General features: G+C 31.8%; 22 protein-coding genes. 14 read left to right on the top strand and 8 right to left on the bottom strand.

What is annotated here, in order from left to right:
- Nucleotides 1-238: 238 nt before the first annotated feature.
- Nucleotides 239-2,071: a ribosomal protection-like ABC-F family protein gene (abc-f, locus tag CN946_RS13690; RefSeq protein ID WP_098861641.1), complete on the top strand. Its 1,833-nt coding sequence runs from the start codon at nt 239-241 to the stop codon at nt 2,069-2,071.
- A gap of 104 nt (nt 2,072-2,175) precedes the next feature.
- On the opposite strand, the gene CN946_RS13685 is transcribed toward abc-f, so the two are convergent.
- Nucleotides 2,176-2,994, bottom strand: coding sequence for a YitT family protein (locus tag CN946_RS13685; RefSeq protein WP_097978678.1), 819 nt, complete (start codon nt 2,992-2,994; stop codon nt 2,176-2,178).
- A gap of 165 nt (nt 2,995-3,159) precedes the next feature.
- Here CN946_RS13685 and adh point away from each other — a divergent pair, with 165 nt between their 5' ends.
- Nucleotides 3,160-4,677 (top strand): aldehyde dehydrogenase, encoded by a 1,518-nt coding sequence (gene adh / locus CN946_RS13680; RefSeq protein WP_098861640.1) that lies wholly within the window; start codon nt 3,160-3,162, stop codon nt 4,675-4,677.
- 148 nt (nt 4,678-4,825) lie between these two features.
- Entirely contained in the window at nt 4,826-5,098 is a 273-nt protein-coding gene (locus CN946_RS13675; RefSeq protein ID WP_098861638.1) for a hypothetical protein, read from the top strand.
- 172 nt (nt 5,099-5,270) lie between these two features.
- On the opposite strand, the gene CN946_RS13670 is transcribed toward CN946_RS13675, so the two are convergent.
- Both CN946_RS13670 and CN946_RS13665 read right to left on the bottom strand, forming a co-directional pair.
- Nucleotides 5,271-5,645 carry a hotdog domain-containing protein gene (locus tag CN946_RS13670; RefSeq protein WP_098861636.1) on the bottom strand — a complete coding sequence of 125 codons (375 nt, stop codon included), beginning with the start codon at nt 5,643-5,645 and terminating at the stop codon, nt 5,271-5,273.
- Nucleotides 5,646-5,783: 138 nt separating this feature from the next.
- Nucleotides 5,784-6,110: a YnfA family protein gene (locus tag CN946_RS13665; RefSeq protein ID WP_098428713.1), complete on the bottom strand. Its 327-nt coding sequence runs from the start codon at nt 6,108-6,110 to the stop codon at nt 5,784-5,786.
- Nucleotides 6,111-6,322: 212 nt separating this feature from the next.
- On the opposite strand from CN946_RS13665, the gene CN946_RS13660 reads away from it, so the two are divergent.
- A complete protein-coding gene (locus tag CN946_RS13660) occupies nt 6,323-7,729 on the top strand; it encodes a PQQ-dependent sugar dehydrogenase (protein WP_098861634.1) in 1,407 nt (468 codons plus the stop codon).
- A gap of 209 nt (nt 7,730-7,938) precedes the next feature.
- On the opposite strand, the gene CN946_RS13655 is transcribed toward CN946_RS13660, so the two are convergent.
- On the bottom strand, nt 7,939-8,346 hold the full coding sequence (locus tag CN946_RS13655; protein ID WP_098861633.1) for a VOC family protein: 408 nt from the start codon (nt 8,344-8,346) through the stop codon (nt 7,939-7,941).
- A gap of 299 nt (nt 8,347-8,645) precedes the next feature.
- Here CN946_RS13655 and CN946_RS13650 point away from each other — a divergent pair, with 299 nt between their 5' ends.
- Nucleotides 8,646-9,095, top strand: coding sequence for an NUDIX hydrolase (locus CN946_RS13650; RefSeq protein ID WP_098861632.1), 450 nt, complete (start codon nt 8,646-8,648; stop codon nt 9,093-9,095).
- 348 nt (nt 9,096-9,443) lie between these two features.
- Here the strand turns inward: CN946_RS13650 and CN946_RS13645 are convergent, their stop codons facing one another.
- Nucleotides 9,444-9,569, bottom strand: coding sequence for a GapA-binding peptide SR1P (locus tag CN946_RS13645; RefSeq protein ID WP_098861631.1), 126 nt, complete (start codon nt 9,567-9,569; stop codon nt 9,444-9,446).
- Between the two features lie 535 nt (nt 9,570-10,104).
- Here CN946_RS13645 and CN946_RS13640 point away from each other — a divergent pair.
- A complete protein-coding gene (locus tag CN946_RS13640) occupies nt 10,105-10,503 on the top strand; it encodes a hypothetical protein (RefSeq protein WP_098861630.1) in 399 nt (132 codons plus the stop codon).
- A gap of 165 nt (nt 10,504-10,668) precedes the next feature.
- On the opposite strand, the gene CN946_RS13635 is transcribed toward CN946_RS13640, so the two are convergent.
- Nucleotides 10,669-11,865 (bottom strand): FAD-dependent monooxygenase, encoded by a 1,197-nt coding sequence (locus tag CN946_RS13635; RefSeq protein ID WP_098861629.1) that lies wholly within the window; start codon nt 11,863-11,865, stop codon nt 10,669-10,671.
- 405 nt (nt 11,866-12,270) lie between these two features.
- Between CN946_RS13635 and CN946_RS13630 the strand changes: the two genes are divergently transcribed.
- Both CN946_RS13630 and CN946_RS13625 read left to right on the top strand, forming a co-directional pair.
- Nucleotides 12,271-12,669, top strand: a complete 399-nt coding sequence (locus CN946_RS13630; RefSeq protein ID WP_176547325.1) for an RDD family protein — start codon at nt 12,271-12,273, stop codon at nt 12,667-12,669.
- A 172-nt stretch (nt 12,670-12,841) separates the two neighbouring features.
- Complete coding sequence (locus CN946_RS13625; protein WP_098861626.1) at nt 12,842-13,312, top strand: UPF0158 family protein; 471 nt, start codon at nt 12,842-12,844, stop codon at nt 13,310-13,312.
- A 133-nt stretch (nt 13,313-13,445) separates the two neighbouring features.
- Here CN946_RS13625 and CN946_RS13620 read toward each other — a convergent pair whose 3' ends face one another.
- On the bottom strand, nt 13,446-13,967 hold the full coding sequence (locus tag CN946_RS13620) for a hypothetical protein (protein ID WP_353616199.1): 522 nt from the start codon (nt 13,965-13,967) through the stop codon (nt 13,446-13,448).
- Nucleotides 13,968-14,174: 207 nt separating this feature from the next.
- Between CN946_RS13620 and CN946_RS13615 the strand changes: the two genes are divergently transcribed.
- Nucleotides 14,175-15,212 (top strand): M42 family metallopeptidase, encoded by a 1,038-nt coding sequence (locus CN946_RS13615; protein ID WP_097978693.1) that lies wholly within the window; start codon nt 14,175-14,177, stop codon nt 15,210-15,212.
- A gap of 380 nt (nt 15,213-15,592) precedes the next feature.
- Here the strand turns inward: CN946_RS13615 and CN946_RS13610 are convergent, their stop codons facing one another.
- Complete coding sequence (locus tag CN946_RS13610; protein ID WP_286133929.1) at nt 15,593-16,489, bottom strand: L,D-transpeptidase family protein; 897 nt, start codon at nt 16,487-16,489, stop codon at nt 15,593-15,595.
- A 450-nt stretch (nt 16,490-16,939) separates the two neighbouring features.
- Between CN946_RS13610 and CN946_RS13605 the strand changes: the two genes are divergently transcribed.
- The 5 genes from CN946_RS13605 (at nt 16,940) to CN946_RS13585 (ending at nt 25,989) form a co-directional block, all read left to right on the top strand.
- The gene (locus CN946_RS13605) at nt 16,940-18,568 is read left to right on the top strand and encodes a glycoside hydrolase family 13 protein (RefSeq protein ID WP_098861622.1); all 1,629 of its coding nucleotides are present in this window, start codon (nt 16,940-16,942) and stop codon (nt 18,566-18,568) included.
- A 382-nt stretch (nt 18,569-18,950) separates the two neighbouring features.
- A complete protein-coding gene (locus tag CN946_RS13600; RefSeq protein ID WP_098861620.1) occupies nt 18,951-20,687 on the top strand; it encodes an ABC transporter ATP-binding protein in 1,737 nt (578 codons plus the stop codon).
- Nucleotides 20,687-22,474, top strand: coding sequence for an ABC transporter ATP-binding protein (locus CN946_RS13595; RefSeq protein WP_098861618.1), 1,788 nt, complete (start codon nt 20,687-20,689; stop codon nt 22,472-22,474). The genes CN946_RS13600 and CN946_RS13595 overlap by 1 nt, the downstream gene beginning before the upstream one ends.
- Before the next feature lie 590 nt (nt 22,475-23,064).
- Nucleotides 23,065-23,592, top strand: coding sequence for a YcxB family protein (locus CN946_RS13590; protein ID WP_098861616.1), 528 nt, complete (start codon nt 23,065-23,067; stop codon nt 23,590-23,592).
- A 123-nt stretch (nt 23,593-23,715) separates the two neighbouring features.
- Entirely contained in the window at nt 23,716-25,989 is a 2,274-nt protein-coding gene (locus tag CN946_RS13585) for an ATP-dependent DNA helicase (RefSeq protein ID WP_098861615.1), read from the top strand.
- Nucleotides 25,990-26,060 lie beyond the last annotated feature (71 nt).

Genomic DNA, 26,060 nt, shown 5'->3' with positions numbered 1-26,060 from the left:
CTAAACTAATATTAAATTAATCCATTGTCTTAATGGTTTATTTACTATTATATTTCATTTGAAATATATTTTAACGTATATATATTTTTATATATACAAGGCTTATTAAATCACATCCAATTTACACACAGGCAGATACTGCTTGTGTGTTTTTTATTTTCTCTTGTTAAAAATACTTTCGAAAACAGATTGAATTTTTAAGCAGATTGAACTTTAAAAATCGGATGGAGTGAAGTATATGTTTATTATAAAAGCATCGAATATAGAAATAGAATTAAACGGTAAAACAATTTTTGAAAATGGAAACTTAGATATAAAAGAAGGTGAAAGGGTAGCATTAATTGGTGAAAATGGTGTTGGAAAGTCAACATTTATTAATGTCCTTTTAGGGAATATTCCATTGAAAAAAGGAATGCTGCAAATTCACTATTCAAAAGATGAAATTGGATGGCTTTTAACAGATGAAGAGATTGAGGAAAACCTGTCAGCTAGGGAAGTGATCGAATCGTTTGATCAAGAGCGATATTTCATCAAAAAGAATTTAGAAAAGTATTTACTTGATTTGTCTAATGAAGAAAACCTTGCTAAATATAACGAGAGTTTAGGTAAATATTTAGAATTAGATGGCTATGATTGGGAAACAAAAATAGATCAAGTTTTGAAGAAATTTCAATTACCGCAAGAGTTATGGAATATCCCATTCAGTCATTTAAGTGGTGGACAAAAAACAAAAGTCAAATTAGCAAAAGTAATGATGAAGCAACCAAAACTATTAATTTTAGATGAACCAACAAATCATTTGGACACTGAGTCAATCCAATGGTTAACGGAATGGTTACAAAACTTTAAAGGTAGTGTACTTTTTATTTCTCATGAACGACAATTCATAGATGATGTTGCGACTGTGACAGTTGAATTAACCGAAAGTGGTACATTTAAGTATAATGGTGGCTATTCAACATACAAAATACAAAAAGAACATGAGCGAAAAACTCGACAAGCACAATATGAGAAACAAGAAGCTGAAAAGAAAAAGCTAATCGAAACAATTAATCAATATAAACAATGGTTTACAAGCTCGCATAATGCAGCTAGTGAACGTGATCCTTTTGCAAAGAAACAAGCGGCAAAAAACGCATTAAGATTTAAATCAAAAGAAAAGGATTTGGATCGATTAGAAAAAAGAAAAGTAGAAAAACCAAAAGAAGTTAAAACAATTTCAGCGAGCTTTGAAAATGATTCATTTTCAGCAAAACAAATGATTACATTTGAAAACGTTGATTTTTCATATGATGAAAAATCGTTATTTAACCAAGTCGATTTTATTTTAAATCGAGAAGATCGATTAGCTGTAATCGGAAAAAATGGTTCTGGAAAATCTACATTTTTAAAATTATTAACAGGATTAATGATTCCTAATAGTGGATCTGTAAAACATAATCCTCAATTAAAAATAGGTTATTTTATGCAGGAGCTAGAAGCGTTAAATGAGAATTCAACAATTTTAAATGAAATTTTATCACTTCCAAATATGACTGAAACTGAAGCAAGAACAATATTAGCATGTTTCCTTTTTAGAAGAGAGGATGTTTACAAAAATATTGCTCAACTAAGCATGGGTGAGAAATGTAGAGTTGCTTTCGTAAAATTATACTTTTCTGATTCTAATCTACTAGTGCTTGACGAGCCAACAAACTATTTGGATATTCACACGAGAGAAAGAATTGAGGAAGCATTAGCTGCGTATCCTGGAGCAGTAGTTGTAGTGTCGCATGATCCATATTTACTAAAAAAGGTCTCAAATCGTGTAATTCATATTGAAAATGCAAATCTTTATGAATTTAAAGGATCTTTTGCAGAATGGAACGGAAGACAGAACATCTCAAACGATCAGCAAACTTTATTAAATGAACGAATTAGACTACAACTAGAAATAGCTACAATGAATGCAGAAGAAAAAGAAACGGATGAAGAAAAGAAGGCTCAAATTTCAAAAATCGTTAAGCTACAAAAGGAACTCGATGGAATAAATGAGAGGTTATTGACAGAGAGAAGGGAGAAGAAAGGGTAAGAGCATAAGAACTTAATACAAGAGAAAATAAAAAACAAATCACTTAAGTTGGATTACTTATGGTGATTTGTTTTTTATTATAGATCCGAGTTGTACTTAACTATTTATCCTGCTTTTAGTACATCATTTACATCATGTATAACGACGAATGCTTTTGGATCAATTGTGTGAATTATTTTTTTAAGTTCAAATAATTCTTTATTATTAAGAATAATGTATAAGGACTCTTTTCTTAGGCCAGAGAAGTGGCCTTTTGCAGGATAAATCGTTACGCCTCGATTCATTTCATTTGATACGATTTGTGCAATTTCATTTGCTTGATCGGAAATAATCGTAATCGCTTTTTTAGGATTTAATCCTTCCATAATAAAATCTAAAACTTTAATACCGATATAAATAGAAATTACAGTATATAATGTTTTCTCAAAGCCGATGACAAAATAACCACCTAAAACGACAATGAGATCAAATAAAAGTAAAGATTTACTAATACTCCACCCAAAGGATTGATGTACCATTTGAGCAAGAACGGTAGAACCACCTGTTGTACCACCCGCACGAAAGACAATTCCTAAACCCAGACCAATTAAAACACCAGCAAAAATAGTACCTAATAAAGTTTCGCTTGTTGGTACGCCGTAACCGTCCGTAATACGTAAGAAAAATGAAATCGCTACGATGGAAATAACTGTATAAATTATTAGTTGTTTCTTTAAATATTTGTATCCAATTATTAACAAGGAAGCATTTAAAACAAAATATACGACATCAGGTGACCAGTTAAATAGATAATAAGTAATCATCGTAATGCCGGTAAAGCCACCCTCAGCTAATTTATTCGGTATGGCAAAGAAGTTAACACCGACTGCAAATATAGCTGATCCAACAAGGAGATATAAAATATCTACGAAGTTTTTACGCACAGTTACCCCTCATTTTCTAACAGATTTTTTTCACTTCTATCATTCTACCTAATAATGAGTTTTGAATCAAAAAATTTCTATTAAACAAATTATCTATTATTAGTCATAGTGATATCCACACTTTCATAGGTTTATAAAGAGACAAGCTATTAAGGGGGAATTATTATGGTATTTGCAACACCTGGAAAATCTGGTTCATTAATTACGTTTAAAAATCGTTATGACAATTTTATTGGTGGGGAATGGGTAAGACCAGTAAGAGAACGGTATTTTGGAAATGTATCGCCTGTAACTGGACAAGTCTTTTGTGAGGTGGCTAGATCGACTTCAGAAGATATTGAAAAAGCACTCGATGCAGCTCACGGTGCAAAAGGTAAATGGGGGAGAATGTCAGTAACTGAGAGGGCAAATATTTTACATAAGATTGCTGATCGTATGGAAGCAAATAAAGAATATCTTGCTGTCGCTGAAACTTGGGAAAATGGTAAACCTGTTCGTGAAACGTTAGCTGCAGATATTCCTTTAGCAATAGACCATTTCCGTTATTTTGCAGGATGTATCAGGTCGCAAGAAGGATCACTCGGTGAACTTGATGGTGATACAGTTGCATATCATTATAAAGAGCCATTAGGGGTTGTCGGCCAGATAATTCCGTGGAACTTCCCAATATTAATGGCTGTATGGAAGCTTGCTCCAGCCCTTGCTGCAGGGAATTGTGTTGTTCTAAAACCGGCTGAGCAAACCCCAACTTCAGTATTAGTTTTAATGGAACTAATTCAAGATTTATTGCCTCCTGGAGTTGTTAACGTAGTAAACGGATTTGGACTTGAAGCAGGTAAACCTTTAGCTTCAAGTGATCGTATTGCGAAAATTGCATTTACTGGTGAAACTTCAACTGGGCGACTAATTATGGAATATGCTTCAAAGAATTTAATTCCTGTTACATTAGAATTAGGTGGTAAATCTCCTAATATATTCTTTGAAGATGTAGTAGACAATGAAGAGTTTTTTGATAAAGCACTTGAAGGCTTTACGATGTTTGCTTTAAATCAAGGAGAAGTATGTACATGTCCTTCAAGAGCCCTTATTCATGAATCTATTTATGAGGAATTTATGGATAGAGCAGTAAAACGTGTTAAAGCGATTAAACAAGGAAATCCATTAGATCCTCAAACAATGATCGGTTCTCAAGCGTCGCATGAGCAATTGAATAAGATTTTATCTTATTTTGAAATTGGGAAGAATGAAGGTGCAGAAGTTTTAGTTGGTGGTAGTCGTAATGTTCTTGATGGAGAATTAAAAGATGGTTTTTATGTAAACCCTACCATTTTTAAAGGGAACAATAAAATGAGAGTATTCCAAGAAGAAATTTTTGGTCCTGTTGTTTCGGTTACTACATTTAAAACAAAAGAAGAGGCATTGGAAATCGCAAATGATACATTATATGGATTAGGAGCGGGTGTATGGACTCGTGATATGGATACTGCTTATCGATTCGGACGCAACATCGAAGCAGGTCGAGTTTGGGTAAACTGCTATCACGCATATCCTGCACATGCAGCCTTTGGTGGGTATAAAAATTCAGGAGTAGGTCGTGAAACGCATAAAATGATGTTGGATCACTATCAAAATACAAAGAATTTGCTAGTTAGTTATTCACCGAGTAAACTAGGATTCTTTTAATAACTTTTACACTCCAGTATTAATTTGCTGGAGTGTTTTTATTTAAATAGAAAGAATATATTAAAATAATAATTTTCTAAAATCCATACATAAAAACTAGTAGCTTTTTAATATGTTAAATAAAAAGTATAAATTGGAGGGACTAAATATGTTAGATCTATCAATTTATGTATTTATCATTATAGTACTGTATAGTTTCATTCAATTATATTTAAACCGGAAGTGGAAGTTAATCTATACTACGTATGGATATCAAAACTATTTTATCATTATTGGTAAATTGAAGAAGAATGGAATTGAGTATAAGACGAAATTACCGATGAATTTTAATGGTAGGAGATTTAATGAGAATACACAATATGATATATATGTAAAAAAAGATTTAGAACATTTGGCTATACAGTCTTTATATCAAAATTAATAGATTGTATTATTACAATAACGATCTAATTTTATGAAAAAATATGTAAATTTCCACTGCAGGATGCTCGTTTTCAAGGAGAGAGATTTAGCTTCCTAGTTGTGTTAGCCAAGCGATTTTTCTTTAGGCTAATAATTTCCCATAGGAAGCGGACATCCTTTTTAATATAAGGTTATAATATTACTCCTGCAAAGTTTCCACGTAATACTTGTTTATTCTTCTGATTTGCACATAAGAAGGATGACATGATCGATATTCTATTATCCTGTTTTTCAAATTTCTCGATTGTAACTTCACAGGTTATTGTATCTCCTGAGTAAACTGGTCTTAAAAATTCGAAATTTACCGTTCGTGCTAGTACGTTGTGATCTCCACCTATTTTAGTTGGTAAAGTTGCAGTTAACAAACCTTGAATGACAAGTCGTCCTTGTTCATCAGGAGTGATATGATGAGCGCCTGCATCACCAGAAACCTTCGTAAACAATTCAACATCTTCTAAAGTAAAAGTTCGTTCGAATGTAATAATATCGCCTACTTGTAATGACAATTTTTTCCCTCCTTTATCATAAAAACATTAATTCTCTTAATTAAATAGTTCAATTTCTTATTGTACTATCCTTCAAAATCGTTTAAAAAAATCGACTAAATAGTCGATTTGCTGTTTGACATCATTAAGCAGGGGGGATTAATTGCGAGGTGCCCATAAAATGACAGATACACCAATTAAACAGATTGCTGCACCGATCCAATCATATAAATCAGGTGATTTTTTATCAACACCCCATCCCCATAAGATTGAGAGAACGATAAATACGCCTCCATAGGCTGCATAAACTCTACCAAAGGATGGGGAAATTTGGAACGTTGCAATGACACCATAAACTGCCAAAATAATCCCTCCGATTAATCCTAAATAAGCTGATTGACCTTCTCTTAGCCATAACCATATAAGGTACCCTCCGCCAATTTCAGCTAAGCCGGCTAATAAAAAAATAAATATTGCAGTGATCAATGTTACTTCTTCCTTTCTATTAAAAGACAGTGAAAATATATGTACAAGTATATGCCCCTTATTTTAACAATAAAGACTAAAAGAAACTATCATTCTATTTGAATCATTATAAATTTTCCATCGTTCTCTTAGAAATGAATTTCGGTACTAATAGAACTATTCTAATCATAATTTTATAGAAGAAAAATAATATGAAGGAGGTGTAGTGTTAATTGTTTAAAGTTAAAGTTAAAGTTAATTTACGCCCCGTTGTTAGTAAGATTAATTTACCAACCGTTTTGAAAACAACTATTCTTCCAGGTGATTCAGTTGAAAGATTATTTATTGCAACACAGGTAGGAGAGATTTTTTACATAGGAAATGGAGAAATCAGGACTTTTTTAGATATTCGCCCTCGGGTATTAAAATTAGGTGAGTCTGGGGGCTATGATGAACGCGGATTGCTTGGACTAGCATTTCATCCTAATTTTTATCATAATGGGTTGTTTTATCTTCATTATTCGGTAGCTGGTTCACAAGGGCCAAGTGCTCTTTCTGCCCCTTTTAAACCTAATCCATGTGATCCCAAAACATTAAATTTGAAATGGCTAAATAGGGAAACTCAATATAACCATATTGATACAGTTGAAGAATGGATTCTACAATCAAATGGTCAGCCTCAAAAACGGCGTACATTATTGAATATCAGAAGACCATTCTTGAATCATAATGGGCTTAACACCTTAAATTTTTCACCCGAAACAAGTAAACTGGTTTTAACAACAGGAGATGGTGGATCAGGCTATGATCCGTTTAACTTAAGCCAAGATAATTTGGAAATTGCGGGTAAAATAATTGAAATTGATGTAGATAAAAACATAAACGGCAATAATCCACCTATTGTGACTCGTTTTAATGAACTTCCAACAAGTATTCAAGAAACTCTCACGGTAATAGCTAAAGGGGTTCGTAATATAACAGGTATTTCATATCAAAGATATTATAATCAATATATTAAATATATTGGAAATGTTGGTCAAGATTTGGTCGAGTCGCTTTTTTCATTTGTTCATTATAAACCAATTCCGGTCACTCAATTAATCCATATGAATTCTGAATCTGAGATGGAAGGATTTATTAACTTCGGCTGGAGAGGTTGGGAAGGTGCTTTTCCTACTTCGACAATAAAAGGATGCACCGAAAATTCAGATGTGGATGAGAAAACAATAGCGTATTACGATCAATCAGTTACACTTTCAGCGAGCCGTCTTCAACCTTTAACTAGTTATTTTCATAAAGATCCAAGATCAGATAAATTTGAAGGAACTGCACTTACAGGAGTCCAGTTATACATGGGAAATGAAATTCCTAGTTTAACTGGTAGCGCTGTGTTTACCGATTTGGTACAAAAGGGATCTCAAGCACAGGTTAAAGGAGTTTTGGCTTATACGAAATTAAGAACAGATGGTAAACAAAGTGATTTCAGTGTTATACAAACAGATTATGACTTTGGATCTCAAGTGGCCTATTATGTAGGTTTGGGAACGAATTTAAATCAAACAAAAATCTATTTAGCGGTTTATGGTTCTATGAAAGTGACTGATTTAAACATGGGTACGATTTTTGAAATTGTACTGTGACTTTTAGTTAAGTAGTCTAATACGAGTAAATAAACAACCACGGAGGTAATTATTCACTCCGGTGGTTGTTTTAAAAAGCAGATAATTGATGAGCCTTGTATAACTTAAAAGACTGTTTGCCAATTGTTAAGTGTTCTTGTGTTTTATTGAGATAAAAATGCATAAATACAAGATCACTATTAGACCTCGAGAAGGAGCTTGTATCTAGGTTAATCATTAGAGTTTTGAAATTTTTTACCATTTCGATCGTCAAGGCAAGAAACTTCAATCAATAAATTATTAAACGTTGTGAAATAAAAGCCATAACTATTCCCTCTCATGGTATAAGGCTCCTTGTCTATTTGGATGCCCCCAGCTATTAAGCGTTCATACTGTTGATCGACCTCACTTGACGTTTCCACTAAAAAACCTACATGAAAAGCTTCAGGGTATTTAATTTCCATATGCCTCTTAAATGCCTTTGGATCACTTAACACGAGAATAAATCCATGCTCATCACTTAACACTATAAGAGCCTTTCCTTTTTGTTCTAGAAATTTAAAATCAAAAAATGTTTCAAAGAATTGTCTAGCTTCTGATAAATCATCAACACATAAATTTAAATGATTCAACCTCATTCACTTTTCTCCTTTTAATAAATCTTTGATTAAAAGAAGTAACACTTGTATCTTTTCCTTATATAGTGTTACTTCTTTTGTTGTTTAAACTTAAAACAACTAGAGTATATATATGTAATTTAATTGGTAAAATATTCCTTTTTTAATTCTACTTTGTTGGTTATAAGCTATAAAGAAAATAAGTATATTCTAAGACTTGCAGCTAGTTTTTTGGAGTGTACGTCTGTCAAGTGGAATAAAATGGAATTGTTTGATACAGTAGGATTAAACATAATCATCGTATATTAGGGAGAAAATCAATGGGATATATTATGGATTTAAGAAAAGTTGTAGGTAGTCGACCTATCTTAATGGCAGGTGCAAATGTTATTATATTAGATTCACAAAAGAGGGTATTATTGCAATTAAGAAAAGATAATAAGACTTGGGGATTACCTGGTGGATCATTAGAGTTGGGAGAAAATTTAGAAGAAGTAGCTAAAAGAGAATTGAAAGAAGAAACTGGTCTAACAGCATTAAAACTTGAGTTTTTTAATATTTTTTCTGGGAAAGAATTTTATTATAAATATCCTCATGGTGATGAGGTGTATAATGTAATTGCGACTTATATTTGTACTGAATATACAGGTCAATTAGAGAAAGAAGAAAGCGAAGTGCTCGAGTTAAGCTTTTTTAGTTTTGATGAACTTCCATCAGAAATTAATCCACCCGAACTTCCTATTTTAAATTTGTTTAAGGATTCTAACTAGTGAACTTAGAATGTGGAATTAAGACCAAATAAAGAAAAAAGGATCCTTTTTAAGATCCTTTCAGTGTGTAGACAAAGTACAAATAACATGATTTTCAGACTGATTGCAAGCGCTTGTCTTTCGAGGCGCGAAGCCTGGTGAGGAGCGGAGTTACCTTTGACGGTAATGAGCACCGCAGACAGGCGAAGCAACGAAGAAAGCGAGCGTTTGTCAACAGTCTGAAAGGATCCTTTTGTAAGATCCTTTTTTCATTTTCAATAATATATTTTGATATTTTGTTAAACCTTTATAAATTAAGTATTTTTTTAATAAGGTCTAAATTACAATATTAGCTTTTTTTGTTCTATGTTATTTTGCAGTTGTAGTTGCTGCTTCGTTTTTGCAGTTTTCGCAAGTTGAATAGATTTTCACAACTTTTTTATACTCCGCGTACTCAATGGTTTCTTCGCATTCTTTACAGATTAAAATTTGCATTAGAAACACCTCCTAAACCCACTATAACACGTTCGAATCACGATTTCTCCAGGGACTTTACCCACCCTGTGGACGTGAAATGTCCCAATTGGAAAAACGTTGAAATAGCAAGGTTTTCAAGCGGAAATGGACTTAAAAAAATTTTTTCTCGTTTATAAAAAAACGAAAAATAGAACCGTGTGATTATGTTTCTTGTATCAATTTCGTCCATGAGAAACTAATAACAATTTTTATATTTTTTTCATTAAAACAAGCGATTGTTGATTATCTCAATTAAAGGACACTTTAATTGAAAATGACCTCCCGAATACTATAAAGGTTGCTCTTTTTACTATTTTCAAAATTTCCCCTCATCTATTTAATCTCTGTAAAATTTATTTTTAGAACTTTAATATTATTCTTACTGAAAAAGGATTAATATAGTAATAGATTTCCAAAGGTTCACGATACTGAGAGAAAGTTTGTAAAAAAGAATGTTATAATTTAATGAAATGGAATGTTAAAAAGTTCTAATTTTAATCAATAGGGGATATGAATGAAAAAAATCTTAGTAGTAATAGTGATTTTAATAACGGGGATAGTAGGGATAATAGGTTATTTTCTTTTTCAAAGTGGATTTGATATTAAAATAAAAAACCAAACAAATAGAGATATAACGGGAATATATTTGACCTATGATCATTTTAAAACCGATATAAAGATACCTGAAATTGCTTCACATAAGGACTATAAACTAAACATAAATCCCTCTAAGGATGTTGGAGAGAGTACATTGGTGCTACAGTATAAAGACAATAAAGGTAAATTACATACAGAATCAGTTATTGGGTATTTTGAAGGTGGTTATTCTGGAAATATATTAATTACGATTAAATCTGTTGATGAAGATGGGAAACTTAAATTTAAAGTTAAGGAAGATATTTCTTTATATTAAATTGTTCAAATTTTTTCATATTATAAACTCGTTGTTATTTATGTAATTTGATTAATTAAATAAGGGGTATTTCAGAAAAATTTTGATATTAATTAAAAGAAGCAACGCTCAGAATTTACTCTGAGCGTTGATTGTTTTTATTGAATTAAGCTTATGATTTACAGTTTAATAATCTTTCAGTTCAATTTCGTTGGCAGCTTTGGCTATCATTCTCGTAATCATTTTAAACATTCCATTCATTAAGATGGGAAAACGTAACATTGCATTGCGTATTAAAATTTTGAAGTTTGATTTTTCAATCATTCCTCCAGCAGTTAAAAGCCCTATTTTTTGATTTTTTTCAACAAAATTTCTCATTTCTTTTTCATAGGAATCAAAGGACTTGTTGTAATCACCATTAGCAGCTTTCAGTTCTCCTGCAAGTACATATGCTCCGACAAGGGCTAGGCTAGTACCTTGACCTGAAAGGGGTGACGGACAATAAGCTGCATCACCGACTAAAGCAATTCGGCCTTCTGACCAGGTGGGCATGTGAATTTGACAAATTTCATCAAAATAAAAATCTGAAGCATTAAGCAATTTTTTGAGCAAGTAGGGTGTTTCCCAGCCCTTAAGTTCTTCAAAAGCATTTTTAATAAGACTTTTTTGTTCTTCCTTATTATAACGGTCGTACTTAAGTGGTTCGGATTGGAACACTAACATGCCCTTTGCTTCTTTGTTATCATTTGCACTGCACATTCCAACAGTTTTACCTGGAACCGTATAAAGCATTTGAGAGTGATCGAGTTTAAGATAATTCTCGAATTCAAAAATCGAGATATAACAACCGAGAGTATGTTTAAACTGATTTTCGTCACCAAATTTCAACATACGCACGTTGGAATGGATTCCATCAGCCCCTATTATTAGATCAAATGTATCTGGTTTCCCATTAATATATTGAACTTCTACCCCAGTTATTGATTCATGTATAGATGTAATTGAATCGCCCAAAATATATGTAACTTTATCTTTAGTCAAATCGAACAAAATGTTACTAAGGTTCTCACGCATTATTTCAATATCCATTCCTTGCTGATTACCTAAACTTGCTTCACTAATTTTACCTTTAATTTTACCTTTATCATTCACGAAGTAAACTCCAGTCATATGGGTATCTAATGAACGAACTTGATCAAGAATACCCATTCGTTCTAGCACAGAAATTGCAGCACCACGGATATCAACAGCGTATCCCCCTGGGCGTAACGCGGGAGCTCTTTCTACTACAGTCACCTCGAAACCATAGCGATGAAGCCAGTAAGCAAGTGCTGGGCCTGCAATGCTCGCTCCGGAAATAAGAACACGCAATGGTTGCTTCATAATTATTTAATCACTCCTAACCTCAATAAATTTAAACAACATAACAACAATATATTCAGAGTTTTTTTACTTATGTATTGTCGTGAAATATCAATAATGATTCAGTAATGTAAGTGTGAATGTCGATATATTAGTAAAGAAACACTGTATTGTCGAAATATGGAATTCAAGATTCACTAATTTAGAATGCAAAGTATGTTTTAACGATTTTAGATCTGCATTAAATCGAGGGAAAGATTTGAAGGCATTATTAAACAGTTAGTTGTAGAAGAACTCAGAATTTCAAAGGAAAACGGCAAATTAACCCAAGTTACAGATTATGAGTATATCGGTATAATGATTCTAATATTAAAAATAGATTTCATTGTAAACTAGTAAACTATTTACTTATAAGGGGAGTTAATGTTGGAATTTAAATTTGCTGGATTTTGGATAAGATTATGCGCGCATATAATTGATTATTGTATCATTATTTTATTAGGTTTCATTCTAAGTCCGTTGCTTCTTAAATTCTTTACTAACACAAATATTACATACAACTTACTCATTGATCTCATTGGTATTATTTATTTAATGCTTTTGCCAGCTACAAAATTGCAAGGGACAATTGGAAAGGTCACTGTTGGCATTAAAGTAATCAATAAAGATGGAAGTAAGTTATCCGTATTTGAGGCAATTAGCCGTTGGTTAGCTCAAGTTGTTTCCAGTTTCATATTATTCATTGGTTATATAATGATTGCTTTTTCAAATAGGAAAACAGCCTTACATGATAAATTAGCCAATACTTATGTAGTGTATAAATAATAATTATTAATTTGATCAGCTTATGACATCTAATTGGAGATTTTTAAAGCTCCAAATTTCTTTTAGTGAGTTTTTTAAGAAGGAAAGTGCATTCATTTATAGAACTATCAAGTATAATTATCGGAGTAACACAACTGATTGACTAATATAAAAAATAAGTAGGTGATTCTTTATGACAAATAAAGCAAAGATAAAAGATATTATTGAAGAATTGGAAATGCAAATTGATGGTTATCGTTCATTTATTAAGATAAGAACTGGTGAAGTTTTTTCGGTTGCTGAAGAGGATCTTTTTGACGCTGAAGATGAAAAACCTATAGATGATGATTTACAAGATTGGCAGATAGAAAATTTAGAAATAGCAAATGAAATTATGGAAAATTTTGAGGACTATAAGGAATTACCTTCAAAATATGAAATTGATGAATATATAATGATAAAAGACTTTTGTTTAACAGTTAAAGATGAGAAAATACAAAACATATTACTTATAACAATCGAGGGAAAAGGCGCTTTTAGAAGATTTAAAGATGCAGTTATAGAGTTAAATATTGAAATGGATTGGTATAGTTATCGTGACAGTCGCTATAAAGACTTAGCGATCGCATGGTGTCAAAATAATGATATCGAGTACATAGATTAGAAATTTTATAAAATAAGAGCTAAGCGATTTGTGGTTTTGGTTTTTGACTAACAGGCAGCTAATTCGAATCAAAAATAAAATGAATCCCTTCAGATTTCGCTGAAGGGATTTTTAATATTTTCTATGTAATTCGTTATTTTAGTAGAGCCAATCTTTTAAAAATAATTAAAGTAATTTCAACCCATAACCAGCAATAAAGGAAAGTAAATAATAAAATTATTAGAACAGTATTGATTGAAAAGGAATCAGAAAATCCCGGTCCTAAGACTGGAAAGTGGAAAAGAAATAATAGACTCATAATACCTAACATTAAAAGAGTCGCTCCGGTCGCAATGATCGTTAATCTCTTTTTAAAAAAGTGAAAAGCTAAGCCTAAGCCAAGTCCCATTAATCCTGTTGTAAAAGGAAAGACAATCAGTTCAGTTGGCTGTAAGATGACTAACAACATAATTGTTAGAAAATATGATTTTACTCCATCTGTAATGGAAAACATCGAACATAATAGAATGGGTGCAGTGGCGAGTGGACTTAAAAATAATCCTATACCTGGCAATAGGCCACCTGCAGCTTGAAAAAGTGCAGCAATACAAGCGAAAATAGAAGCTAATATAAATTTCTTGGTTTTATTTTGTTTAGTGAATTTTAGTTGAAACAATCGAACCTCTTTAGTTATCGGTTTGAAAAAAAACACATTTTCACCTCATTTAATATACGATATACATCATTTATATGAGAATAATCAAATTGCAATACGCCAAACATGTTACGGCAGGATGATGAATTATTGATAACAAACACAAATAAATGTATGATAAATACGTTGAGAATTGCATGGAAATTTCAAAATCGAAGGGGAAAAGCTATGAATATTAAAATTGACAAAGAATATGTGATACAAACCGCTAAACAATTACTAGAGTTTAATAGCCCAAGTGGTTTTTGCTTTGAAATTATGGAGTTAATTCAATCTTGGACAAATAGTTTAGGATATGATTTTGAAACGACTAATAAAGGTTGTGGTGTGATCACAATTCCTGGTAAAAGTAATGAGCAAGTCATCGGATTATCAGCACATGTTGATACATTAGGGGCAATGGTTCGATCAATTACAAGTAAAGGTACTTTAAAATTTACAATTATTGGTGGGCCAATCGTACCAACTCTTGATAGTGAATATTGTCAAATTAGAACGCGTGAGGGAAAAATATATACAGGTACATTCTTATCTACAAGTCCATCAATTCACGTATTCGAAGATAGTAAAACAAAAAAACGAGACCCAGAAAACATGGAAGTTCGTATTGATGAATGTGTTAAGTCAAAAGAAGATGTATTAAATCTTGGAATTAGCCCTGGAGATTTTATTTTCTTCGACCCGAAAACGACAATTACTGAAAGCGGATTTATCAAATCAAGATTTATTGATGATAAAGCAAGTGTGGCATGTTTAATTGGCTTACTTGAATTATTTAAAAGAGAAAAAATTGTACCTACATATACAACAAAATTATTTATTTCAACATATGAAGAAGTTGGACATGGTTCTTCTTATATCCCATCTGATATTACAGAATTAATTTCAGTTGATATGGGTTGTATTGGAGATGATTTAAGCTGTACTGAATACGATGTCTCGATTTGTGCAAAAGACTCTGGTGGACCATACGATTACAATATGACGACTGATTTAGTCAACTTAGCAAAAGAAAATGAACTTAGCTATGCAGTAGATATCTATCCAATGTACGGTTCTGATACAGTTGCTGCTTTACGCGGAGGACAAGATATTCGCGGCGCGCTAATTGGACCAGGTGTTCATGCTTCTCATGGTATGGAAAGAACGCATTATAGTGCGATGGAAAATACGATGAAATTATTGTACTTATATTTAACAAAGTAATAATGTAAAAGGGGCTGTCCACGGGAAGCCCCTTTTTTTGGTAAAGTGTATCTTGTACGAGGTATTTCAAAGTGTTTTTTATTTTAAGTTGATAAATGGAGCTTTATGATAGAAACTTAGTAAATTTTTTTCGAATTTTTATTCTTTAGAGCTTATTTGCTAGTTTTCCATTAGAAAAGATCTGCTCTTATATCAGATTTGGGTCATAATACCTTAACTGGTATAGGTAATTTTTAAATTTAATTGCGATTCTCTGGGATTTAATTGCAGTTTTGTCAACTTTAATTGTGAAAATCAGATTTTATTTGCAGTCCATCTTATTTTCATTAAAAAAACAAGGGTTCCATTAAAAGCTAGGCTTTTGGACACCCTCGAATAGATTAATAATTTAATTTTTGAACCCCATTTAATCGACTATCAAATCGATCCTCACCATTCGTTTTTACATTTTTCTTTAATGTAAATGTATAAAAATAAGCCGACACTAACTCACGGTTATTTTCTTGGAGTTTGTCTAATAATAATTTTTTTGTACCAGCACCAACTACTCCATCACTAGTTAATCCATTATCTAGTTGAAATGCTCTTACTGCCTGATCTGTGCCTTCAGCAAAGTAGCCATCGACCCCGTTTATAGAGTAACCTAATTTTGTTAATGTATCCTGCAGCCATTCAACCTCTGAGCCTACACTTCCAAGTTGTAAACTAGTAGGAATATCCGTTGGTTTTGTTACAACAACACTTCCTGAATCATCATCAAATAAATGATTTGCAACTGCGATGTCTTGAAATGACATGTTTGATGAAGTGATTAAAACAGTCGTATTTTTTTGTACATGTTTAAATAACCATTCTACTTCTTCATCATACATTCGTACACAGCCGTGACTAGCATAAGTTCCAATAGAACTTGGATTATTATTCCCGTGGATTGCATAGGTTGTACCCCATGTCCCTCTAGCATTTAAACCCAACCACCTATTACCAAGCGGATTCCTCGGATCACCACCAGGAATATTCTCCTTATAATAAGGGCGATTAACAATTTTAACGACGATTTTAAACTTGCCTTCAGGAGTTAAATCCTGACTCTTACCGGTTGCCACTTTAAAAACTTTTACCAATTTACCATTCTCATAAAAAGCTAATCTATTAATCGACTTATTAATAATGATAAATTGCGAAACAGGTTTTGTTTCTGCGGCGAAAGACTGAACAAAAGAAGTGCTCAAAAATAAAAGTAGAACTATGAAAAAAATAAAACAGCGCTTTAACAAATTTTTCCCCCCAACAATATATAGAAAATACATAGCTTTATATAGTATGAAAGGACCGCTTGTCCTATCTAATAAAAATTTCAAATTAGGAAAAAAATAGATTTATTAGATAACTGGAAATGGATCGGTAATTCTTTTGGAGTTTTAATTAAGTCAAAGACAGATATTTGGTTTACGGTAGATTAGAAATCTATGATGAAAAATGTAAATGTTTGCATTAACGAACAATCTTGTTAAAATAGAGAATGTAAGCGGTTAAATAGGATAGATGAATAAATGATTTTTAAAACTAGGGCAGTTTTCCAACAAAAATATGCATACGTTTGCACAATTTAAGTAAAAGCGTATGAATGATTTGGAATTTCACGTACCACATTGATGTAATTTGAAGAAATCACAATTATTTTTATTAGTTTTTAAGATTTATACATAATCTAGGGGGCAATTTAAATGGAGAAAAAATGGTGGCATAATAGTGTAGTTTATCAAATATATCCTAGAAGTTTTATGGATAGCAACGCAGATGGAATCGGTGATTTAAAAGGAATAATCGAAAAGCTTGATTATTTAAAGCTTTTAGGAATAGATATTATTTGGTTGAGTCCTGTATATAAATCTCCTAATGATGATAATGGTTACGATATTAGTGATTATTGTGACATTATGGAAGAGTTCGGGACAATGAATGATATGGATGAATTAATTTCAGAAGCGAATAATCGAGGGATTAAAATCGTAATGGATTTAGTTGTGAACCATACATCTGATGAGCATCCGTGGTTCATTGAATCTAGAAAAAGCAAAGATAATCCATATAGAGACTATTATGTTTGGAGAGATCCTGTGAATGGAAGTGAACCAAATGATCTTCCTTCTGTATTCAGTGGCAGTGCATGGGAATATGATGAACAAACTGGACAATACTTCTTGCATTTATTTAGTAAAAGGCAGCCAGATTTAAACTGGGAGAATCCAAAAGTCCACGAAGAAGTATATAATATGATGAATTTTTGGCTTGATAAAGGAATTGGTGGGTTCCGAATGGATGTAATTGATTTAATTGGAAAGATTCCTGATCAAGAGATTACGGCAAATGGTCCAAAGCTACATGAATACTTGCAAGAGATGAATAAAATGACTTTTGGAAATCACGATGTGCTAACTGTTGGTGAAACTTGGGGAGCAACTCCAGAAATTGCAAAGCTTTATTCGGATCCTGTTCGAAATGAATTAAGTATGGTCTTTCAATTTGAGCATATCGGTCTTGATCAACAGGAAGGCAAAGAAAAATGGGATTTAAAGCCATTAAATTTGTTAGAGCTGAAAGAAGTTTTTAATAAGTGGCAAACTCAGCTTGATGGAAAGGCTTGGAATAGCTTGTTCTGGAACAATCATGATTTACCACGAATTGTTTCTAGATGGGGTAATGATAAAGATTATCGTATTGAAAGTGCGAAAATGCTCGCTACAATCCTTCATTTAATGCAAGGTACACCATATATTTATCAAGGTGAAGAAATTGGAATGACAAATATTCAATTTGAAAGCATTGATGAATATGACGATATTGAAACAAAAAATATGTATAATGACCGTTTTTCAAAAGGCTACAAGCACGAAGACATAATGGAATCGATTTATACAAAAGGTAGAGACAATGCCCGTACTCCAATGCAATGGAATGAAGAAAAGCATGGAGGTTTTACAAAAGGAAACCCTTGGTTAACAGTAAATCCGAATTTTACTAAAATAAATGTTGAACAATCAATAAAGGATCCAGATTCAATTTTTCATCATTATCGCCAGTTAATTCAATTACGAAAAGAAAATCCTGCAATTGTTTATGGTTCTTTTGAAATGCTTGCTGAAAAGGATGAAAAAGTATTTGCATATGAAAGACAGTATAATGGTGAAAAATTCTTAGTTGTAGCTAACTTTACAAACGAGGAATCAAAATTTAGTCATAGTAATAGCTATGATGAAGTAAGTATAATTTTAAGTAATTATAAAGATTCAAGTTTAACGGGTGTGAATAGTAGCTTAAGACCGTATGAAGCAATTGTTTGTAAAATTAAATAATTTAATTTATTAAAAATAGTTTGACATTTTAAAGTCCACTCGTATATGATAAGAATATCAAATAAGAAGGAGGTAGGTTAACATGATGATTGTAAGAAAATTAAACTGTGAAGCATCACAAAATTTCATAATGATTATGAACCCTATCTCTACGCAGGACGGACCACGTTGAAATTTAGATTTCAATTGACGATCTAGCCATGGGTTTATATTACCCATGGCTTTTTTGTGCCAAAAATAAACGTTTCATTTATGTTTGTTTTTGGGCGAAACGTTTCTTTATGGCCATGGGGAATGGAAAATATTCCCATGGTCTTTTTGTTGTCAAAAAAAGTGGAGGGTTGCGTAGAGTTAGGATAATTGATACAAGGGAGGTATAAATTTGTCTCGAATTTTAAAATATGTCTTTAGGCATAAGTTTTCATTTATTATTGGTTCAATTTCAATGGTTTTAGTAATAGGTGTGGATCATTTAATTCCTTATTTACAAATGATTCTTATCGATGATGGTATTACAAAAGGAAAATCATCTGTTGTCCTACCAGTTATTGGAGGTATTATAGGTGTCACAATCATTAAATCAATTTTTGGTTATGTAAAAGAATATTTATATGACTTAGTAAGTTCAGAGGTACATGAAGATATAAAAAATGATATGTTCAAGCATATTCAAAGTTTTGAATTTAAGTATTTTGACTCGATGAATACGGGTGAATTACTTTCGAGAATTAATGAAGATGTCGAAAATATCTGGCAAACAATTGCGTTTGGACTAAGATTGTTTGTTGAAAATATTATTTATTTTACTGTCAGTACAGTTATCTTATTTGTAATTAATTGGAAGCTGGCACTAATTTGTTTAGCAATTATGATCCCAATTGGATATATGGGGACGCGTTTAAATCGCTTACTTAATAAAGGTTACGGAAAAATAAGTGACCATACAGCTGAAATTAATACAACAGCTCAACAAAATATTGCGGGTGTAAGATTGGTTAAAGCATTTGCTAGAGAAAAGCATGAGACTTTGAAATTTTTGAAAATGAATCGTGGATATTATGATTTAAATATGGCTCAAGCTAAAACAATGCGTAAATATTTTCCTAATATTGAATTTTTAACAAATATTGCGCTTGTTGCAATGATTATTATCGGTGGATATTTCGTTTTAAAAAATAGTATGACGCTAGGTGAATTAGTTGCATTTAGTGGATATATTTGGAACTTAATTTGGCCGATGAGAATGTTAGGCTGGTTAACAGATGTACTTTCTAAAAACCAAGCTTCTGCGAAGAAGATTTTTGAAATTTTAGATCGTAAAACTGCAATTGAAAACAAAGAAGGTGCATATACACCTAATCTTGTTGACGGTTCAGTGGAATATAAAAATGTAAGCTTTAAATACAATGATGAAATTGTCTTAAAAGATATTAATCTATATATTCCTAGCGGTAGTAAAGTAGCGATTATGGGAACGACAGGTGCTGGTAAATCTTCAATTCTTCATCTGATTGGTCGCTCATACGACGTGGCTGAAGGAGAAGTTCTAGTAGATGGCGTTAATGTTAAAGATTTCAATCTAACATCTTTACGTCAAAATATGTCTCTTGTTTCTCAGGATACTTTCCTTTTCTCAGATACGATTGAAAATAATATTAAACTAGGAAACCCAGAAGCTACAATGGATGAAATCCGTGAGGCTTGCCGTATTGCTTGTTGTCTAGACTTTATTGAAGAGCTAGAAGAAGGATTCAACACGGAAATTGGTGAACGAGGAATTGGTTTATCTGGCGGCCAAAAACAACGTATATCAATTGCCCGCGCACTATTAAGAAATGCGCCAATCCTAATTTTAGATGATGCAACCTCTGCATTAGATATGGAAACGGAGTATGAATTATTACAGAATTTAAATAAACGTTTCTCACATAGTACAACATTTATCATTGCACACCGTATTTCAGCAGTAAAAAATGCCGATGTCATTTTATTTGTTGAAAATGGAGAAATAGTGGAAAAAGGAAATCATAAACAATTACTTGATAAAAAAGGAAGATACTTTGAAGTCTACGAAGAACAATTCAAAGATTTTGAAACAGTAGAAAGCGGGGTGGTCTAATGGCACAAAATACGATAAATCGTGATGAAGACCAACTAAATCGGAGTAAAACCGAGCTTATTCTCAGGCTCGGCACTTATTTAAAACCATATAAATTAAAAACATTTACCGTTATTTGTTTAATGTTATTTGTAATGGTAATTGGCATATTAAACCCATATTTACTAAAGGTAGCAATTGATACAAATATTAAAAATCACGATGTAAAAGGGCTCATAATGATTGGAGCTGTACTATTAGCACTAAATTTCTTAGCAATGATTGCTTCAAAAACACGTTGGACGATGATCAGCTCCGTTACGAATAATATTTTAGTCAATATTCGTCATGAGCTTTACACACATATTCAAAAACTATCATTTACGTTTTTTGATAATCGACCAGTAGGAAAAATTTTGGCTCGTGTAATGGGGGATATTAGTGCTCTCCAAAATTTATTCAACCAAAGTATTCAAACATTAATTCCAGAATTACTAAGCTTAGTTTGCGTTACTGTCGTAATGTTTATCTTAAATGTTAAACTTGCAATCGCATCAGTATCAATTCTTCCATTTTTGGCAGTTGCCATGTTTTATATTGAAACACGTGCACGTAAAAGATGGGATGATTACAGAAAGAAACGTTCAAATTTAATTGCTTTTATACATGAAGATTTTTCAGGAATAAAAGTAGTTCAATCTTTTGCGAAAGAAAAAGATAAAGAAAAAGACTTCAAAGAAAAGGTTTCTGAATTAATGGGCTCATTCATGAGAGCAGTAAAAATGAATGACTTCTTCTGGCCATTAGTTGAGCTTTCATGGGGTGTTGGTACTGTAATTGTATTTTATGTTGGATATAAGCTTGTAACGAGTCAAGATATTGAAGTCGGAACATTAATCGCATTTTCAATGTATATTGGTATGTTCTGGCGTCCAATTATGAACTTATCTAACTTTTATAATACATTAATATCAAACTTCTCAGCAGCTGATCGTATTTTTGACATTATGGATATTGATCCAGAAATTATTAGTGAAGAAAATGCACCTCCAATTGGACGAATTAATGGTGAAGTTCAATTTAGAAATGTGACTTTTGGTTATGATGAAAACTCTACAGTCTTAAAAAATGTGAATTTCACAATAAATCCTGGTGAAAAAATCGCATTGGTAGGTGCAACTGGAGCAGGGAAAACGACGATTGTTTCACTTTTAAGTCGATTCTATGATCCTTTAAAAGGTGAAATCTTAGTAGATGGAAACGATATTAAAAAAGTAGATTTAGAATCTTTTAGAAGTCAAATGGGAATTATGCTACAAGATACATTCCTATTCTCAACATCGATTATGGAGAATATTCGATACGGTAAATTAAATGCTACAGATGAAGAAGTAATTGCTGCAGCCAAAGCAGTCCATGCTCATGACTTTATTATTAAAATGGAAAATGGGTATGATACGAATGTAAACGAGAGGGGCTCAAGACTTTCATTAGGTCAAAGACAATTAATCTCTTTTGCTCGTGCTCTACTAGCTGATCCTAGAATTTTAATATTAGATGAAGCTACTTCGAATATCGATACACATACAGAGAAGCTTGTCCAAAATGGAATTGAAAAGCTATTAGAAGGCCGTACTTCATTTGTCATTGCCCACCGATTATCAACAATTCGTGACTGCGACAGAATTATGGTAATCGGAAACGGAAATGTCGAGGAAAGCGGTACACATGAAGAGTTATTAGCATTAAAAGGACATTATTATAAGCTATACATGGCGCAATATAGCTTCATTAATGATGGAGCATAATTGATTTGTTTTAATTAGATTGGGGCTGTCTCAAAAGTCAGGTTAACTGACATATGAGCGTCCCTTTTTTTATTGGAAAGTTTACTGGTGCTATGTGTGAGGGGATTTCAACGGCGTTTTTCATTTGCAGTTGATCTAATCGAGCTTTTTTAGCTATTATTGTAGGTTCTTTTCTTAAATAGAGGGTATATTTGCAAGTTTTCTATTTGAAACGACCTGCTTTTGTCTGTTTTTTAGGACGTAATACCTTTACTGGTATGGGTACTTTTAAATTTTAATTGCGATTATTAGGATTTTAATTGCAGTTTTGATAAATTTAATTCCGATTCTCCAATTTTCATTGCAGCTTTTCCAATTTTATTTGCGTTTCTAAAAGTCTGATTTACAGGTAGGACATCCATTTTTATGCCAAAAATCTAAAATTAGAACTTTGGAAATGAATTATTACGAATTTTTAATAAAAGAATTAATTCTATGAATCTTGAAAAGTCAACTTAACATAAGTAGATAAAATATCTTTATTTTCTGTTTTTTTATAATGTTAAAATATATTAGTGATTAAAATATTTTTGCGAAAATGGAGGTCAAGTATGAAGCTTAATTATGAAATTAATTTGGATGATTATATTGAATTTAATTTACATCATTTAAAACACTCAAAAACTGTTCAAAAGTCGTTAATTAATCAACGAATTGCTGTGAGTTTAATCTATTTAGTAATACCATTTTTAATTTCCTTTCTTTTCAAACAACCGCTTTTTGGTTATTTACTTGCCTTTGCGATAGCAGCCATTCTTTGGTTCATTTATTTTCCAAAGTATTTCTACCGTTCATCAAAAAACAAAATGATTAAGCATTTAACGCAAAAGAACGATCAATCATTATTCGGCGAACATTCTCTAAAGGTAGATGAGAATGGGATTAAAGAAATTACACAATCAAGTGTTCATGAAATAAAGTGGGATGATATAGTTGAAATAAAGGGAACGAAGAATTACTTTTATATCTACTTTACAAGTATGCAAGCCATTGTAATACCACTAGAAGCAATAAAAGATGACGTGGAGAGATTATTACAATTTTACAGAAAATATAATATTCAAGTTTTATATTGCTAGTTGAATAGTGCATTCTGATCTCTAAAGTTCAAGTTATTTTAACTTGAACTTTTTTATTGGTACATTTCATTCTTAATCAAGAAAGAAGAATTATGATAAAATGTAAAAAAGGAGGGTACTCACTTGGAGAATTGTATAAAGGTTTCAGTTCGAACGCTAGTTGAGTATGCTCATACGGCGGGAAGTATCAATGTAACATATAAAAGTTCGGTTTCATTAATTGAAGGAACAAAGGCACACCAAAAAATCCAAAGAGAATATGGTGAACTGGACGTAAAAGAACGACCTATATCCGGCACCATATCATTGGATCAATTGATGTTTCAAATAGAAGGCCGTTGTGATGGACTATTACTTAAGGATGATCAATATATAATAGAAGAAATTAAATCAACAATGAAAGATTTGAATGAAATAAATGAAAATTCACATCCAGTTCATTGGGCTCAAGCAAAAGTTTATGGATATTTTATTTGTGAAGAATTACAGCTTGATACGATTACACTTAGACTTACATATATTAATATTTTAACTGAGCAAAAAATAAGCTTTGATCATTTGTTTACAAAGGATGAATTAACAAATTACTTATACAAAATGCTAGAAATTTATTATCCTTTTGCAAAATGGAAATACGATCATATTGAGTTAAGGAATGAGACAATAAAAGAATTAAATTTTCCTTTTCCTTCTTTCAGAAAAGGTCAAAGAAAGTTAGCTGGTGCGGTATATCAAACGATTCAGGAAGGTAATAATTTATTTGCAGTTGCACCAACCGGAATAGGAAAAACAGTTTCTACTATTTTTCCAACTGTTAAAAGTATAGGTGAGAATAGTATAAATCGAATGTTTTACTTAACTTCTAAGACGATTACTAGGACTGTTGCTGAAGAAGCGTTTAAGCGCATGACAGATCAAGGACTTTGTATGAAGTGTACGACGATTACAGCAAAAGATAAAATCTGTTTTAAAGAAAAGACGATGTGTCAGAAAGAATATTGTGAATTTGCCAATGGTTATTATGACCGGATAAATGAGGCTGTTCTTGATATTCTTTCATCAGAAAAAGCGCTAACTAGGGAGAAAATAGAAGAATATGCACGGAAACATACAGTCTGTCCTTTTGAATACTCATTAGATTTATTAAATTCTTCAGATGCTATTATTTGTGATGTAAATTATATTTTTGATCCACGAGTATCGTTAAAACGATTATTTGATGAACATAAACGAAGTTCAGTTTTATTAATTGATGAAGCTCATAATCTTGTTGATCGTGCAAGAGAAATGTATTCTGCAAGTCTATTCAAATCTAAATTTTTAGAGTTGAAAAATAGATATAAAAATTTAAAAGATGAACTTTATGCCATAATAAATGAAATAAATAAGCGATTTATTGAATTAAGAAAGAAATGGAAGGACGTTGTAACCCCAGTTTCAAAGGAAATTGATGAGGATTTATTGGAACTTCTACATACATTTAATGAAATCGTCGAAATAAAATTACAGGAAATGGAAGAGGACGAAAATAAACAACTTCTTCTTGATACTTATTTTGAGTCACTCAACTTCGTCAAAATCGCAGAGTTTTTTGATGAAAATTATGTATGCTATTATGAACTTTATAAAAGTGAAGTTCATTTAAAATTATTTTGCCTTGATCCATCTAAAGTAGTAAATGACGTTATAAAAAGATTTCGCTCAATTATTTATTTCTCAGCTACTTTAACTCCAATACAATATTTTCAAGATATGCTTGGTGATCAAAGTCGCGATTATACAATTTCAATCGATTCTCCTTTTCATAGGGAGCAACTGGAAATAACAATTGACCCTCTATCAACTCGATACCAAGATCGTGAAAGAAATTTAGAAAGATTAATTGATTCGGTTTATAAAGAAATTACGAAAAGAAAAGGTAATTATTTAGTCTTTTATCCGTCATATCAATATTTAATTCAAAGTGTTGATTTATTTAAAGAAAAATACCCTAACATAAAAACAATCGTTCAAGAAAATGGTATGTCTGAAATTGAACGAGAAGAGTTCCTTTTAATGTTTGATAGTTTAAATGAGGAAACGTTAGTTGGCTTTGCTGTGTTAGGTGGAATATTTTCTGAAGGGATCGATTTAAAGGGTGATCGATTAAATGGTGTCGTAGTAGTTGGTGTAGGATTGCCGCAGATTTGTTTAGAAAGAAATATTTTAAAGGAGCATTTTAATTCGGTTGGAAAAAATGGGTATTATTATGCATATGTCTTTCCGGGTATGAATAAAGTAATGCAAGCGGGTGGAAGAGTTATTCGCTCTGAATCAGATGAAGGGACTTTATTACTAATTGATGATCGATATAAGAGCACACTTTATCAAAGTTTATTACCTGTTGAATGGAAATGAAAAGCCAATAATGAAATAACGAAAAAAAATGATTGATAATTATCAGAGTTTTTAATATACTTATGAATATA

The sequence above is a fragment of the Bacillus sp. AFS053548 genome (genome assembly GCF_002575105.1).
Lineage (GTDB): Bacteria > Bacillota > Bacilli > Bacillales > Bacillaceae_G > Gottfriedia.
The sequence above is the reverse complement of the archived record's forward strand: the minus strand, read 5'-3'. Positions and strand labels throughout refer to the sequence as shown.

Bases quoted from the DNA above. Each gene is read 5' to 3' on its own strand.
- CN946_RS13655 (WP_098861633.1), bottom strand. From the start codon at position 8,346: ATGAGGTTGAATCATTTAAATTTATGTGTTGATGATTTATCAGAAGCT.
- CN946_RS13645 (WP_098861631.1), bottom strand. From the start codon at position 9,569: ATGCAAATTTTAATCTGTAAAGAATGCGAAGAAACCATTGAGTACGCG.
- CN946_RS13595 (WP_098861618.1), top strand. From the start codon at position 20,687: ATGGCACAAAATACGATAAATCGTGATGAAGACCAACTAAATCGGAGT.
- CN946_RS13590 (WP_098861616.1), top strand. From the start codon at position 23,065: ATGAAGCTTAATTATGAAATTAATTTGGATGATTATATTGAATTTAAT.
- CN946_RS13650 (WP_098861632.1), top strand. From the start codon at position 8,646: ATGGGATATATTATGGATTTAAGAAAAGTTGTAGGTAGTCGACCTATC.
- CN946_RS13615 (WP_097978693.1), top strand. From the start codon at position 14,175: ATGAATATTAAAATTGACAAAGAATATGTGATACAAACCGCTAAACAA.
- CN946_RS13675 (WP_098861638.1), top strand. From the start codon at position 4,826: ATGTTAGATCTATCAATTTATGTATTTATCATTATAGTACTGTATAGT.
- CN946_RS13640 (WP_098861630.1), top strand. From the start codon at position 10,105: ATGAAAAAAATCTTAGTAGTAATAGTGATTTTAATAACGGGGATAGTA.
- abc-f (WP_098861641.1), top strand. From the start codon at position 239: ATGTTTATTATAAAAGCATCGAATATAGAAATAGAATTAAACGGTAAA.
- CN946_RS13635 (WP_098861629.1), bottom strand. From the start codon at position 11,865: ATGAAGCAACCATTGCGTGTTCTTATTTCCGGAGCGAGCATTGCAGGC.
- CN946_RS13625 (WP_098861626.1), top strand. From the start codon at position 12,842: ATGACAAATAAAGCAAAGATAAAAGATATTATTGAAGAATTGGAAATG.
- adh (WP_098861640.1), top strand. From the start codon at position 3,160: ATGGTATTTGCAACACCTGGAAAATCTGGTTCATTAATTACGTTTAAA.
- CN946_RS13605 (WP_098861622.1), top strand. From the start codon at position 16,940: ATGGAGAAAAAATGGTGGCATAATAGTGTAGTTTATCAAATATATCCT.